This is a genomic window from Kitasatospora sp. NPDC114501, assembly GCF_055633695.1.
The window spans coordinates 165,469-178,381 of the sequence record NZ_JBVKDS010000005.1; the positions used below are offsets into that span (position 1 = coordinate 165,469).

The following is a 12,913-nucleotide window of genomic DNA, read 5'->3' on the forward strand; positions in this document are numbered from 1 at the left end:
ACGCAAGCGTTCCGTCTGGTGTAGTTTCGGGGAATGTCCAGCACACCCGCGCCCCCGCCCGCGACCCCCGGCCCCTCCGAGCAGCCCGCGCGCCGGACGCCCGGCGGGCCGGTGCTCCAGGACTCCGTGACCGAGGCGATCTCGGCCGCCTTCTTCGAGGAACTCGCCGCGGTCGGCTACGCCCGGCTCTCCCTGGAGACGGTCGCCAAGCGGGCCGGGGCCGGCAAGGCCGCCATCTACCGCCGCTGGCCGTCCAAGCTCGACATGACCCTCGACCTGGTCCGCGCCGTGGCCGTGGACGCCTCCGAGATCAAGGACACCGGCACCCTGCGCGGCGACGTCCTCGCCTTCCTCACCGAGATCGACGGGGCACTGCGCCACCCGCTCCCGTCGAAGATCATCCCCGACCTGATCGCCGAAAGCGGCCGCAACCCCGAGCTTGCGCAGGTGCTGATGACCGCCGTCCGCGACACCCGCCGCCCCAAGGCCGCCCGCCTGCTGGAGCGAGCGGTCGAGCGCGGCGAACTCCCCGCCGACGTGGACCGCGAGTTCGCCCTCGACTTCCTCGCCGGCCCCCTGTACTGGCGCCTCGCGGTCGTCCGCACACCGACCGGCCCCGACTACCTCGACCGGCTCACCGACAAGCTCCTCGCCGCGTTCGCCGCCTGACGGCGAGGCTGCGCCGTGCCTCGACGCGCCGCGGCGAGCCGCCGACGGGGGACGCCCTGCCCGCAGGTGCCGGCGAGCGCGCCCGCGGACGCGCGGAACGGTGGCCCTGCGGGAGCTGACCAGCGGCTACCGGTGCGTGCCCCGCCGTGAGGAGCACGGCGGGGCGGGGCCCCGCTACGGGGCGGCCGGCTTCGGGGGCTCCAACTCGGTGTGGTGGACGGTGAAGCCGCCGCGTATGACCGGAGCGAACGGGGCCGGAGCCATGCAGGTGCCCACCACCGGCTGGTAGGGCTTCCCGTCCTCCCCCACGTCCAGGTTGGCCACGCCCCAGGAGAACCCGAGGCGACCGCCCTCACGGGCGCTGCCCTGGTGGATGCTCAGACCGATCCGCTCCTTGGCGTTGCCGGTGTCCGAGGGGGAGATCACGGCGGTCAGCGTGGCGACCGGGCCTCCGGTGCTCAGGCAGTCCACCTCGGCCTCCGCGCTGTGGACCTCCCCGGTGGCGGCCACGCGGTGGGAGTAGCGGACCGTGCCCCGGGCGTCGGTGGGCAGTCCGCCGGCCGCGTCGGTGCCCGGGAGAGGGTGGGTGTACGGCGCCGCCTGGGCATCGACGGTGAACCAGATCTCGTCGTCCGGGGAGAAGGCGTACGAGATCCGGGCGCTGCCGCTGACGCTCGCCGGACGCGCGGGTCGTCCCTCCCGCTGGTCGGACACGACGGCGTCGGCGGACGCGGTGCTGGTGCCGGTGGCGGTGCCGGTGGCGGAGGCCGGGGCGACGCCCGTGAGCGCCGCCAGGACCAGCCCGCCGGCGACGGCGGCCCTGGCGGCACGGGCGGTGGCACGGTTGCGGGTACGAGTGCGGACCATGGTGGCTTTCCCTCCCTCCGACGGCCCCGGTGGCCGCCGTCCTGATGTCCCCGATCCTGCGCGTCGCGCCCCCTCCCTCACATGTGCCGATCGGCAGGGATTCGCGCTCGTACCGGACCCCTCCCCCTGCCGATCGGCACCCCCGCCAGCGGGCAACGAGGGTGGCGATGGTGGCGAGGGCGAGGGTGGCCCCCGGTAGGCCTCAGCCGAAGTTCTGGATCACCACACTGCACGCCAGGCCGCACATCACGCTCACGGCGGAGGCGACGAAGCGCCACGGAACCCAGCGCGGTCGGGGCGGCAGCGCCCAGGCGACCGCGATGAGCACCACCTGTACGCCCATCAGGCCGTAGGCGGCGTCGTACCGCAGGCCCCAGTCCCGCCCACAGGCACCCCGCGGCGTGCACTGGTCGACCGCGACCGCGCGCACCAGTGCGGAGCACCAGTAGAGGAGCTGGCAGAGCGGGAGCAGAACCGTCGCGACGAGTGGGAACCTCCACGCGTCGCGGTCGGGCGGTGACGACGCGGAGCCGGCCGGGATGCTGTCCATGGACCGATTCCACCGTGGGCGGACCGGAGCACACATGAGCGCGACTACTCAGTCAGGACGCATCAGGTACCCGGATCGCCTCCGGCCGCCGAGGAGGACCCGGCCGTCGCCGGGTCGTGGTTGCGGAGCACAATCGGCTGCACTGCCGTCGGGAGGAGGACGTCCGCGAGCACGAGTTCGTGCTCGCGGACGAGGAGGACCTCGTCGGGTCGAACGCCGAGCTGGTGCATCTGCCCGAGGGGGTCGGTCGCGAGCCGGGGCGGGACCTGTCGACCCATCACCTGGTCGGGTTCGCCGACCGGCAGCGGCGGCTGCGGCTGCGGCTGTGGCCCGGAGTGCACCGGTGGCTGCTGCGGCTTCCTGACGCTGGCCGTGCGGCGGTTCGGGGAGATCGCGCGGTGGTCGGACTGGGAGATGCCGCAGGAGTCTCCGCTCGCCCCCGACCCCCACCCTCTGCCGGGGTTCCACTTCGACGCGAGTCAGTACGACGCCGAACTGGCTCGGGCTGAGGCGGCGGGCTGAGGCGGCGGTCGGTGCCGGCGGTCGGCGGTGGCCGGGCGGGGCGGTCGGTGGGTTCGGGAGCCGGCCGTCGGCGTGGCGATGAGTTTTCCGGTCCCGGCGGGTCTACATCTCGACCGGGACGACCAAACTCATCGGGAGTGCAGACATGGGCCTCATCCACATCGAGCTGTTCGCGACCCTCGACCTCGTCGGGCAGGCGCCCGGCGGCCCCGACGAGGACCCGGAAGGGTTCCCGTTCGGCGGCTGGCAGGCGCCCCTGATCGACGAGGCCACCGGGGCGCAGATCCTCGCCGCGTACGAGGGCACGGACGCGCTGCTGCTCGGCCGGCGGACGTACGACATCTTCGCCGCGTACTGGCCGCACCAGAAGGAGGGCGAGATCGCCGAACTCTTCAACCGCGTCCCGAAGTACGTGGCCTCCCGCGGCACGCCCGACCTCCCGTGGGCCGGATCCACGCTGCTCGGCCCGGACCTGGCCGACGCGGTGCGCGGGATCCGCGACCGGCACCGGAACATCAAGGTCGTCGGGAGCCTGGACCTGGTGCAGACCCTCCTGCGGGAGAAGCTCTTCGACCGTCTCGACCTGTGGGTGCACCCGATCGTGCTCGGCGTCGGGAAGAAGGTGTTCGACGGCGGCGCGGTGCCCACGAACCTCACGCTCCTCCAACCGCCGGTGGCCGGCCCGCAGGGCACCGTGCTCCTGCGCTACGGGCTCGCCGACGGCACGCCCCGGACGGGCGACATGAGCGCCCCCGACCGCGGTCTCGGGCACGACGACGCCCGGTGACGCGGTGACGACCGTCGACGCCGGCGGGATCGCGCTGGGCGTGGAGTCGTTCGGTGACCTCGGCGCACCGCTGGTCCTGCTCGCGGGCGGGCCGACGATGCTCTCCTGGCCCGACGCGCTCTGCGAGCGCCTCGCCGCCGGCGGGCGCCGGGCGGTGCGCTACGACCTGCGCGACAGCGGGGAGTCGACGACGGTGGATCCGGGAGCCCCCGGCTACACCCTGCGCGACCTCGCCACCGACGCGGCGGCCCTCGCCAAGGCGCTCGGCGGCGGGCCCGCGCACCTCGCGGGGATCGGCGTCGGCGGGATGGTCGCCCAGGTGGCCGTGCTCGACCGTCCGGGCGCGTTCTCGGCGCTCACCCTGGTCGGCACCCGCGCGGTCGCCCCCGGCCCGCCCGACGACGACCTCCCCGACCACGACCGGGCGACGATGAGCCGGCTGTTCGCCCGTCGGATGCCCGACTGGAGCGACCGCGAGGCGGTCGCGGAGTTCGCCGCCGCCGGCGCGGAGATCCGCGGCGACGACCCCGCCGCCGCCCGCGCGACCGCCGCCCGCGTCTGGGACCGCACCCCCGGCACCGCACCTCCGGTCCAGACGGCCAACCAGCTGGGCACGGTGTTCTCCGGGCTCGACTGCGCACCGCGCTGGCGCGAACGCCTGCCCGGGATCGCGGTGCCCACGCTCGTCGTCCACGGCCGCCGCGACCCGTTCTTCCCGATCGGCAACGGCGAGTCGCTCGCGCGCGAGATCCCCGGGGCACGGCTGCTCGTCCTCGCCGAGGCCGCCACGGCGATCCCCCACGCGGCGGTCGGCGAGGTCGCCGAGGCGATGCTCACGCTCGGCCAGCCCCCGCCGCTCCGCCCGGGCAGCGGGGGGCGGGGCGGCGGACCAGCGGACGGCGGTGGCGGGAGGTTCGGCGGCGGGCGGCGGGCCGGACCGTTCGCGTCCGCCTGATTCGGCCGAACCTGCCCCGGGCGGGGGGCGGTTCTGGCATGCTCACCCGAATGCGGCAGGCTCCCCGTGACGGGAGCCTCACACAGAGTCGACATCGGGTCGGGGTGGGCAGTGCAGTACACGATCAGCGCCACGGCGTTCCTCGCGATCGTCATCGTCGTCCGGCTCCGCCGCCGTACCGAGGCCCGCAGCCGTGGCGACGAGGCGTTCACCGTCTTCACCGCCGTCACCTTCGGGGTCCTGATCGCCGCCACCTCCTGGGGCCACGCCGTCCTGCAGCTCGTCGGCGTGGCCGTCGAGGCCACCCGCTGACGCCCGGCCGGCTCCGCCCGTGCCTCGTCCGCGGCGGCAGCCCTCGAAGGAAGGACACCGACGTGCAGAGGTCGGGAGCGGCGGATGGCTAGGCGCCGGCCTCCGGCGCGGCGTGCGTCTCCGGCGCGGCGCCCACGTCCGCGCCCACGTCCGCGCCCGCGTTCGCGTCGTGCCGGGCGGCGGGACGACGCCAGCTGGTTCGGCTACGCCCTGGTCGCGTTCCTGGTGCTCAGCACGGTGGCCGCCGCGCTGCGGTGGCTGGCCGCCAACTGGTGGGTCCTCGTCGTCGGCGCCCTGGCCGCCGGTGGCGCCGCCGCGGCCGTCGTACGGGCCCGCGTCCTCGCGGCGCGCGAGCACCGGCTGCGCGCCGCCCGGTTGCACCTGGCCCTGAGCGGTCCCGGCGGGATCGACCACATGAAGCCGGACGCGTTCGAGTTCGCGGTGCGTGACCTGTTCGAGCGCGACGGCTGCCGCGCCCGCAAGGTCGGGAGGGCGAACGACCAGGGCGTGGACGTCCTCGCCGAGGACCCGACGGGCCGGCGCTGGGCCGTGCAGTGCAAGCACAAGCAGGACCCGCTGGGCGGCAGGCCGGTGGGGGTGGGAGTGCTGTACGCGCTCGCCGGCACCTACCAGCGCTCCCACCACGCCCACGTCGCCGTGGTCGTCACCAACGGCCGTTTCTCCCGCGACGCCCACCGCTGGGGCGCCGAGCACGGGGTCCACCTCGTCGACCGCACCGCCCTCGCCCGCTGGGCCGCCGGCAGCCAGCCCCTGTGGAACGTCCTGCCCCGCGTCCCCGCGCCCCGCGACGGCCGGCGGAACTGACCGCGGCCGCCGTCGGGCGCTTCGGTCCTCGCCCGTCGGCTACCGCCCGGTGAGGGCTCCGTCGCCGCCTGCGCCCCCGTCGTCGCCGGTTCGGAGGGCGGTGCCGAGCGGCCAGGCCTCGATGTCGCGGTAGCGGATCGGCCCGGGGCCGCGGCCGATGTTGCTGCCGACGAGGTGGAGCCGTTCGGTCCGCCACGGCCGGCCCACGAACCCGGTGAGCCCCGCCGCGGCCAGCGGCACGCTGACGGGGTCGTCGCGGCGGGAGCGTGCCAGCGTCAGGTGGGGGCGCAGCGGCCGGTCCCTGAACTCGATCCCGCAGGAGCGGACCAGGTCGCGGACGTCGTCGGCGAGCAGGTGCAGTCCCTCCAGGTCCCCGTCGATCCCGCTCCACAGCAGTCGCTGGTCGAAGTGGCCGCCGCCGCGCAGGCCCAGGCGCAGGGCGGGGTGCGACGCGGCCCGGCCGGCCAGGGCCGACCGCAGCGGCGGCACCGCCGTGGACGGCAGTTCGCCGAGGAAGGCCAGGGTGATGTGCCAGTCCTCGATGCGGTTCCAGCGCAGCCGCGGGTACCTGGCGTAGGTGGGCTGCAGGGCCCGGGCCAGCTCGTCCTTGGCGTCGTCGGGCGGAGCCAGGGCGACGAAGACGCGCAGGGTCGAGGGTTCGGGGTGATCGTCCACGAGGGGGGAGGGTAGCTGAGGGCGGCCGCCCGCGCTCAGCCGGTACCGGCGGCGATCAGCGCAGGACGGCGGCGTTCAGCGCAGGACGGCGAGTTCGGCCACCACGGCGCGGTGGTCGCTGCGCGGCAGGGCGTGCTCGGAGACGTCGACGGCGGTCAGCGCGGGCCCGTGCAGGACGTGGTCGATCTGGATCACGGCCGGGACGGGGTAGTCGGGGTGGTCCTGGGGCCAGGTCGGCAGGAGGCCGGCGCCGAGTTCCTCGTGGGTGTCGGTCAGGCCGGTGTCGATCAGGTCGCGCATCGGCTTGTGGTCGAGGGTGGCGTTGAAGTCGCCGAGCAGGACGGCGTTGCGGTTGCGCCCGGGCGCGGCGGCGCGCAGGTCGTGCAGTCCCTCGGCCCAGCGGCGGGCGTCGCCGACCGGGTAGTAGGTGTGCACGGCGACCAGTTGCACCGGGCGGCCGCCGACGTCGACGGTCAGGTTGGTGGTCGGCCAGGCCGGGTCGGCGGCGGAGCCGACGGGCAGCCGGGTGTAGAGCGCGGTGTCGGTGCCGGCCGGCCGCTCGCGGTGCGGCAGCAGGGCGCGGATGCCGGCCGCGTCCAGCGCGTCGGCGGCGGAGTCGCTCTGCTCCTCGACCGCGAGCACGTCGATCCGCTGGTCGCGGACCAGGTCGACCAGGGACTTCGGCGAGACCTGCCCCATGAAGTTGTTGCTGGTCGCCACCCGCAGCCGGGGCGCGTCGGCCGGGGCGTCGGCCCCGTCCGGGACGAACCGGGGTACCAGCCACCACAGTTGCAGCACCACCAGGACGGCCGCGGCCCCGGTCAGCCACCGGGCGCGCAGCACCGCCACCGCCACCAGCAGCAACACGCTGAGCAGGGCCGCGTACGGCAGCCCGGCCATCGGCAGCGCCCACACCGTGCCGTCGTCCCACCCGAGCAGTCGCACCGCCGCGAGCACGGCCGGGCCCAGCAGCAGCACCCCGCACCCGATCAGTGCGGCCGGGCGCCGACGGCCCCTGCGGGCGGGCGACGTGCGCTGCGACGTACCGTCCGTCACGGTGCTCCTTCCAGGGGCGGCCGACGGCGGTGATCATCGGCCGCCGTCGTGAAGGACGGACGCGCGCGCCCCCGGCCCGGTTCCGCGCGCCCCCGGCCGAGGAGGGCCAGGGCCGGGGGGCCGGGCGCGGGGGTGGGGGCCGGGGGCCTCAGCCCTCCCGCAGGTCGCGGGCCAGGCGGCTGACGGCCTGGGGCAGGGCGAGGCCGTCGCCGCGGAAGTCCGGGATGTGGTACTCGCGGATGGCGCGGGCCACGTCGTAGCCGGCGTCGGCGTCGAACAGTTCCCAGCGCAGCACCCGCTCGTGGGCGACGATGCGGATCGGGAAGAGCTTGCGGGTGCCGCTCTCCCGTTCGGCCCGTACGGCCCGGCCGATCTCGGTGGCCACCCAGTTGCTGGCCATGCTGGCCTCGGACAGCACCAGGACCATCCGTCCGCGCCGCTGGATCTCCTCGGTGACCTGCTCCAGGATCGTCCGGCCGCCGCGGATGTCGTGCGGGGCGAACCAGGTGTCCACGCCGTTGGCCTCCAGCTGCTCGCGCAGTTCGGCGGCGAAGGACTCGTCGGCCGAGCTGTAGCTGATGAAGACGCTGGGGCGGGCGGGCTCGCGGGCGCCGCGGGCGGTGTCGCGGTAGGCGCGCACGGAGTTCGGGTCGGCCCCGGCGCGGACCAGGAACCGTTCCAGGCCGGCGAGGTCGCGGGTCAGCTCCCGGACGGCCCGGTCGTCCCCGAGCCGGTCGCGGGCGACGTCCAGGGCCCGGCTGTTGAGGATGAAGGAGGAGGCGATGGTGCGCTCGTCGATCCGGCAGAGCCCGTTGACGACCACCGGGTCCAGGGTGGTGGCGACGAGCTCGGTGGCTGCGAAGACGTTGAACCCGAAGTGGGCGCCGTCGAAGCGGGCGCCGCGGAGGACGACCTCGTCGAAGACGGCCTGGACGAGGAAGGCCTCGCGGTAGTCGCCGCCGAACGTCCCGCCGCGGAAGGTGGCCTTGAAGAAGTCGGCGCCGCGGAAGGCCGCCTGTTCGACGTCGCAGTGCAGGAACCGGGCCTGGATGAAGCCGGCCCGGATGGCGTTGACGCGGCGCAGCCGGCAGCCCCGGAACTCGCAGCGGCCGAAGGTGCCCATGGCGAGGACGCAGTCGTCGAACTCGCAGTCGGTGAAGACGGCGTCGCTGAGGTTCTGCCGGCCGAGCCGCAGGCCGGTGAAGGTCCGGCCGTCGAACTCGCGGGTTCCGGCGGCGTATTCGGCGAGCAGGGCCCGGGTGGCCTGCTCGCCGTCGCGGTCGGTGTCACGGTCGGTGTCGGTCATGGGCGACCCCCCGAGGTTCCTGCGGATGCGGGACGGACACCGTGAACATAGCACCGGGGCACGGCGGTTCGGCCCGGTCCGGGGCGGTCGGTCCGGGGCGGCCGGGGGCCGGAAGGAACAGGAGAGAAGGTGGAGACAGGAATCGAACCCGTCTGAACGGCTCTGCAAGCCGCCGCCTCGCCACTCGGCCACTCCACCTCGGCAGCGGTGGAAGCATTACACACCCATGAACCCGGGCTCTTCGGAAACGATCGTTTTTCACTCCGGAAGGCCCTTAGTGCGTTAAGTGCTATTTCTCTCGACATGGCTCCGAAAGGGCTCGGAGGCCGATCCGGGGAAAGGGAGGTTGCGCTAGCCTGTGCCGATATCTCCGACCCGATGGGATTTCATCGATGACCGTCGAGGAAGCACGGTTCACCCGTACCGCGGGGCCGCGCCGCGAAACCGCCGCGAACCGGTGCCAGTACAAGAGCCTGCCCCTGCGCGACCTTCCCCCGCTCGGTGTCCTGCGCCGCGCCCGGATCGCCCGCGAAGGCCTGCGGGAGCGCCGCGCCGACGTCCCGGCGCCCGGCCGGCCCTCCCGCTTCGCCGAGGGGGACTGGGTCCGGGTGAAGGACGAGGCCGCGGTGCGCGGCACCCTCGACGCCGCGGACCGCCACCGCGGCCTGTGGTTCACCCGCAGCCAGTGGTCGTTCTGCGGCGGCGTCTACCAGGTCGACCGCGTCGTGCGCCGGATGATCGACGACCACTACCGCGTACGGCGCCTGTCGGGCACCGTCGCCCTGGCCGGCGCCACCTGCCACGGCGCCGACGGGACCCAGGGCTGCGGGATGGACTGCGCGCTGCTGTTCCGCGACGAATGGCTGGAGCCCTCCCCCGCGCCGGTGCCCGCCGCCCGGCCCGTCACCCGGTGGGCGACGGTGCGCGGCCTCGCGGAGATCCACGCGACCCTCGGCCCGGACGGGCGCCTGCACGGCGTGCCCTTCCAGCCGGGGATGGAGCGCCACGCCGGCACCCGGCACGGCGTCACCGAACTGCGCCACCGGTCCCTCGCCTGGTGGCAGCACCCCACCGGGGGGCGCTGGTTCATCCTCCACGGCCTGCGCTGCGGCGGCGAACCGCTCGCCACCGGCTGCGACCGCCGCTGCGCCCTGCTGTGGCACGAGTCCTGGCTGCGCCTGGAACCCGCCGTGGAACCTGCCGTGGAACCCGCCACCGCCCTCCGCTGAGCGGCCGCCGACGACATCGGCGGCGTCGGCGGCGTCAGCGCCGCCAGCGGTCGCGCACCAGCTTCGCGGTCAGGTGCAGCGGCCCGTCCCGGTCGCCGACGTAGCAGCGGGGAAGCGCGTAGACCCCGCCGTGGGCGCCGGGGCTGACCGCGCACCCGTACGCGTAGCCGGCGTGCGCCACCGCCTCGACCGCGGCGTCGTCGAGCGAGCCGTACGGGTAGCAGAACCCCCCGACCGCCCGGCCGGTGAGGTCCTCCAGCAGGTGGCGGCTGTCGGCGACCTGGGCCGCGAGGTCCCGCGCGCCCAGGCCTGCCAGCCGCCGGTGCGTCAGCCCGTGCGAGCCGATCTCCACCCCGGCGGCAGCGGCTTCCCGGACCTGGCGCGCCGTCATCAGCGGCTTGCGCGGGCCCTGGCGGTCCCAGTCGTTGTATCCGCCCAGCCGGTCGGCCACCACGTAGACCGTCGCGGTGAAGCCGTACTCCGCGAGTGCGGGCATGGCCTCCTCCACGAAGTCGCGGTACCCGTCGTCGAAGCTGAGCCCCACCAGGCCCGCCGCGGCGCCCTCCCGGTGGGAGCGCATCAGGGCGCCCACCGACACCCCGCGCAGCCCGCGGGTGGCCAGCCAGCGCAATTGGCGGCGGAACCGCGCGGGATCGACGGTGATCAGATAGGGATCCTCGGTCGTCGACGCCACCGAGTGGTACATGAGCGTCCACGGGAAACAACCCGCACCTGTGCCGGGTTCCTTTTCCGGACTACGGCGTGGCCGAATGATTCGCATGTTCCGCTCCAGCTGTCCGGTGGCACCGCCTGCGCAGGTGGACCTCGAGGAAATTGCATTCTGGCAGCGCCGGACCCGGCTTCCGTCCGCGCCGGGCGATGCCGCGCCATTTCACCCGGATGCCGGAGCGGGAGCCGCCCGCGGTGCCCCGGCGGGGTGCGGTGGGCGTGAACCGTTGGGATGGCTTTTCCCGCGATTTCCCGGTGCCCGGCTCAAGGCGCGCCACCCGGCGGTCCGAGGAAGACGGACATGGGTGGCGAGGAGCGTGCCGGACGCCCCGGCGAGGCGACGGAATCCGTGGCGGACGACGGTGCGGGCCCGGATGCGGGCACCGGCCGCGGCCGGCGGGTGACGGTGTTCCTGGGGACGGTCCTGCACTTCTCGGACGATCCGTGGATGCCGGACGGCGAGGGCCGGGACGACCCCCGGGCGTACCACCTGTTCGATCCGGGGGCGTTGGTGGTGCGCGACGGCCTGGTGGTCTGGGCCGGGCACCACCGCGAGTGCCCGCGGGAGTTCGTCCACCACGGGCGGGTGGTCGACCACCGCGGCCACCTGCTCGTACCGGGCTTCGTCGACCCGCACATCCACTCCGGGCAGGTGGACTCCGTCGCCAGCCCGGGCGGACAACTCCTGCCGTGGCTACGGGACTTCATGTACCCGTCGGAGATGCGGTTCGCCGACCGGGAGTACGCCGGGGCCGCCACCTCGTTCTTCTTCGACCGGCTCCTGGAGTCCGGCACCACCACCGCGTGCGTCTACACCACCACCCACCCGCACGCCACCGACGCCTTCTTCGCCGAGGCGCACCTGCGCAAGCTGCGCATGGTCTCCGGCAAGCTGCTGATGGACGACGACAACGGCGGCACGGTGCCCGAGGAGTACCTCGACGGGTCCGTCGAACAAGCCGAGGAGGAGTGCCGCAGGCTCATCGACCGGTGGCACCACACCGGGCGGCTGCGCTACGCCGTCTCCCCGCGGTTCGCCCTGACCTCCACCCTGGAGGCGCTCCGGATGGCCGGCCGCCTCTACCAGGAGTCCCGGCACACCGACCGACCGCTGTGGGTGCAGTCCCACCTCGCCGAGAACCGCGACGAGGTGCGGGCGGTGCTGGAGAAGTTCCGCGACTCCCTGGACCCGCGCTCCTACCTCGACGTGTACGACAGGTGCGGGCTGGTGGGGCCCCGCAGCATGTGGGGCCACTCCGTGTGGATCGACGACGAGGACCGCGCCCTGCTCGCCGACGCCGGAGCCGGCGCCGCGTTCAACCCCACCTCGAACCTCTTCCTCGGCAGCGGTCTGTTCGACCTGGACGGCGCCGCCCGCGCCGGGGTCCGGGTCGCGCTCGGCACCGATGTGGGCGGGGGCACCAGTTACTCGATGCTCCGGACCATGAACGAGGCCTACAAGGTCGTCGCCCTGGCCAACACCTACCCCCGCCCCGTCCCGGAGCAGGACCGCAAGACCCTCACCGCCCTGCGCGGCTTCTACCTGGCCACGCTCGGCGGCGCCCGCGCGCTCCGCCTCGACCAGCACATCGGCAGCTTCCAGCCCGGCCGCGAGGCCGACTTCGTCGTCCTCGACTGGGCCGCCACCCCGCTCCTCAGGCGCCGCACCGAGGTGGCCCGGGACTTCCGCGAACGCCTCTTCGCCCTGGCCACCCTCGGGGACGACCGCGCCGTCCGGCAGACCTACGTCCTCGGCGAGCCGGCGCTGCGGCCGCACCGGTGGGGGTGCCGGGGAGCGTCGTGAAGCGGGCCGGGCGGCGGGGAGCGGCCCAGGCGACGTGGGCCGGGCGAGCCGGGTGGGCCGAGGGCCGGGCGGGAGCGGATTCCCGTGAGGGGAAGACGATCCCGCCCCGCCCCGGGTGGTCAGGCGTCCGGCTGGGTGACCGTCAGGCCCCAGTGCACGTCGGCAGCCGACGCGGCCACCCCGACGTGGAAGGACCGGCCCTGTTCGGCCGTCACCACCGCCGAGCCCGTGCCGACGGCCTCGGCCGGGCAGGGCACGGTGAACTCCACCGGGGTGGTGTCGCCGTAGGACGGCGTGAAGGTGACCCGCACCTCGCCCGCGCCACCGCTGCCGCCCTGGCAGCCCACCGTGACGGTGACGGGCGGACCGGCCGCGTAGGCGCCGCCGGTGACCGCGCCGCCGTCACCGATCCAGTCCGGGATCCAGATCAACCCCTCGGCCCCCGGGTACGGCAGGATCTCGCCCGTCCCCGGCGTCCCCTGCCCGAGCGCCCCGCTCTCCCCGGCGACCGCCGGGACCGCCGTCGTCACCGCGATCGCCGCCACCGCCGCGGCCGCGGCCGCGGCCGAACCCGCACGCTTCATCCCTCTCCCCCTTCGCAGTGCCGGGCCCAGGAGTCCCGGCGAA

At 74.8% G+C, this 12,913-nt stretch carries 15 protein-coding genes and 1 tRNA gene; 7 read left to right on the forward strand and 9 right to left on the reverse strand.

What is annotated here, in order from left to right; translation table 11 throughout:
• The first annotated feature begins 33 nt into the window (after positions 1-33).
• Positions 34-669: a TetR-like C-terminal domain-containing protein gene (locus ACZ7RU_RS11650; protein WP_470340708.1), complete on the forward strand. Its 636-nt coding sequence runs from the start codon at positions 34-36 to the stop codon at positions 667-669.
• Positions 670-843: 174 nt separating this feature from the next.
• Here ACZ7RU_RS11650 and ACZ7RU_RS11655 read toward each other — a convergent pair whose 3' ends face one another.
• The 3 genes from ACZ7RU_RS11655 to ACZ7RU_RS11665 all read right to left on the reverse strand — a co-directional run bounded on the left by ACZ7RU_RS11655 (position 844) and on the right by ACZ7RU_RS11665 (position 2,427).
• Entirely contained in the window at positions 844-1,536 is a 693-nt protein-coding gene (locus ACZ7RU_RS11655; protein ID WP_470340709.1) for a hypothetical protein, read from the reverse strand.
• 202 nt (positions 1,537-1,738) lie between these two features.
• The gene (locus ACZ7RU_RS11660) at positions 1,739-2,086 is read right to left on the reverse strand and encodes a hypothetical protein (protein WP_470340710.1); all 348 of its coding nucleotides are present in this window, start codon (positions 2,084-2,086) and stop codon (positions 1,739-1,741) included.
• A 62-nt stretch (positions 2,087-2,148) separates the two neighbouring features.
• Positions 2,149-2,427 carry a hypothetical protein gene (locus ACZ7RU_RS11665; RefSeq protein ID WP_470340711.1) on the reverse strand — a complete coding sequence of 93 codons (279 nt, stop codon included), beginning with the start codon at positions 2,425-2,427 and terminating at the stop codon, positions 2,149-2,151.
• Positions 2,428-2,753: 326 nt separating this feature from the next.
• Between ACZ7RU_RS11665 and ACZ7RU_RS11670 the strand changes: the two genes are divergently transcribed.
• From ACZ7RU_RS11670 to ACZ7RU_RS11685, 4 genes are all read left to right on the forward strand, one after another.
• The gene (locus tag ACZ7RU_RS11670; protein WP_470340712.1) at positions 2,754-3,395 is read left to right on the forward strand and encodes a dihydrofolate reductase family protein; all 642 of its coding nucleotides are present in this window, start codon (positions 2,754-2,756) and stop codon (positions 3,393-3,395) included.
• A 4-nt stretch (positions 3,396-3,399) separates the two neighbouring features.
• On the forward strand, positions 3,400-4,350 hold the full coding sequence (locus ACZ7RU_RS11675) for an alpha/beta fold hydrolase (protein ID WP_470340713.1): 951 nt from the start codon (positions 3,400-3,402) through the stop codon (positions 4,348-4,350).
• 111 nt (positions 4,351-4,461) lie between these two features.
• A complete protein-coding gene (locus ACZ7RU_RS11680) occupies positions 4,462-4,662 on the forward strand; it encodes a hypothetical protein (protein WP_470340714.1) in 201 nt (66 codons plus the stop codon).
• A gap of 225 nt (positions 4,663-4,887) precedes the next feature.
• Positions 4,888-5,487 carry a restriction endonuclease gene (locus tag ACZ7RU_RS11685; protein WP_470340715.1) on the forward strand — a complete coding sequence of 200 codons (600 nt, stop codon included), beginning with the start codon at positions 4,888-4,890 and terminating at the stop codon, positions 5,485-5,487.
• Between the two features lie 39 nt (positions 5,488-5,526).
• Here the strand turns inward: ACZ7RU_RS11685 and thpR are convergent, their stop codons facing one another.
• From thpR to ACZ7RU_RS11705, 4 genes are all read right to left on the reverse strand, one after another.
• A complete protein-coding gene (gene thpR / locus ACZ7RU_RS11690) occupies positions 5,527-6,162 on the reverse strand; it encodes an RNA 2',3'-cyclic phosphodiesterase (protein WP_470340716.1) in 636 nt (211 codons plus the stop codon).
• Between the two features lie 75 nt (positions 6,163-6,237).
• A complete protein-coding gene (locus tag ACZ7RU_RS11695; RefSeq protein ID WP_470340717.1) occupies positions 6,238-7,218 on the reverse strand; it encodes an endonuclease/exonuclease/phosphatase family protein in 981 nt (326 codons plus the stop codon).
• A gap of 148 nt (positions 7,219-7,366) precedes the next feature.
• Positions 7,367-8,524 carry a toll/interleukin-1 receptor domain-containing protein gene (locus ACZ7RU_RS11700; RefSeq protein ID WP_470340718.1) on the reverse strand — a complete coding sequence of 386 codons (1,158 nt, stop codon included), beginning with the start codon at positions 8,522-8,524 and terminating at the stop codon, positions 7,367-7,369.
• Positions 8,525-8,651: 127 nt separating this feature from the next.
• Positions 8,652-8,722 (reverse strand) — tRNA-Cys (locus ACZ7RU_RS11705).
• Between the two features lie 194 nt (positions 8,723-8,916).
• Between ACZ7RU_RS11705 and ACZ7RU_RS11710 the strand changes: the two genes are divergently transcribed.
• A complete protein-coding gene (locus ACZ7RU_RS11710; protein ID WP_470340719.1) occupies positions 8,917-9,753 on the forward strand; it encodes a hypothetical protein in 837 nt (278 codons plus the stop codon).
• Between the two features lie 34 nt (positions 9,754-9,787).
• Here ACZ7RU_RS11710 and ACZ7RU_RS11715 read toward each other — a convergent pair whose 3' ends face one another.
• Positions 9,788-10,447 carry a polysaccharide deacetylase family protein gene (locus tag ACZ7RU_RS11715; RefSeq protein ID WP_470340720.1) on the reverse strand — a complete coding sequence of 220 codons (660 nt, stop codon included), beginning with the start codon at positions 10,445-10,447 and terminating at the stop codon, positions 9,788-9,790.
• Between the two features lie 336 nt (positions 10,448-10,783).
• Here ACZ7RU_RS11715 and guaD point away from each other — a divergent pair, with 336 nt between their 5' ends.
• Complete coding sequence (gene guaD, locus ACZ7RU_RS11720) at positions 10,784-12,286, forward strand: guanine deaminase (protein WP_470340721.1); 1,503 nt, start codon at positions 10,784-10,786, stop codon at positions 12,284-12,286.
• 119 nt (positions 12,287-12,405) lie between these two features.
• On the opposite strand, the gene ACZ7RU_RS11725 is transcribed toward guaD, so the two are convergent.
• The gene (locus ACZ7RU_RS11725) at positions 12,406-12,870 is read right to left on the reverse strand and encodes a hypothetical protein (protein WP_470340722.1); all 465 of its coding nucleotides are present in this window, start codon (positions 12,868-12,870) and stop codon (positions 12,406-12,408) included.
• Between the last annotated feature and the right edge of the window lie 43 nt (positions 12,871-12,913).

Coding starts and splice junctions, on each gene's coding strand:
- ACZ7RU_RS11655 (WP_470340709.1), bottom strand. CDS start 1,536: ATGGTCCGCACTCGTACCCGCAACCGTGCCACCGCCCGTGCCGCCAGG.
- ACZ7RU_RS11650 (WP_470340708.1), top strand. CDS start 34: ATGTCCAGCACACCCGCGCCCCCGCCCGCGACCCCCGGCCCCTCCGAG.
- ACZ7RU_RS11725 (WP_470340722.1), bottom strand. CDS start 12,870: ATGAAGCGTGCGGGTTCGGCCGCGGCCGCGGCCGCGGCGGTGGCGGCG.
- ACZ7RU_RS11710 (WP_470340719.1), top strand. CDS start 8,917: ATGACCGTCGAGGAAGCACGGTTCACCCGTACCGCGGGGCCGCGCCGC.
- guaD (WP_470340721.1), top strand. CDS start 10,784: ATGGGTGGCGAGGAGCGTGCCGGACGCCCCGGCGAGGCGACGGAATCC.
- ACZ7RU_RS11700 (WP_470340718.1), bottom strand. CDS start 8,524: ATGACCGACACCGACCGTGACACCGACCGCGACGGCGAGCAGGCCACC.
- ACZ7RU_RS11660 (WP_470340710.1), bottom strand. CDS start 2,086: ATGGACAGCATCCCGGCCGGCTCCGCGTCGTCACCGCCCGACCGCGAC.
- ACZ7RU_RS11670 (WP_470340712.1), top strand. CDS start 2,754: ATGGGCCTCATCCACATCGAGCTGTTCGCGACCCTCGACCTCGTCGGG.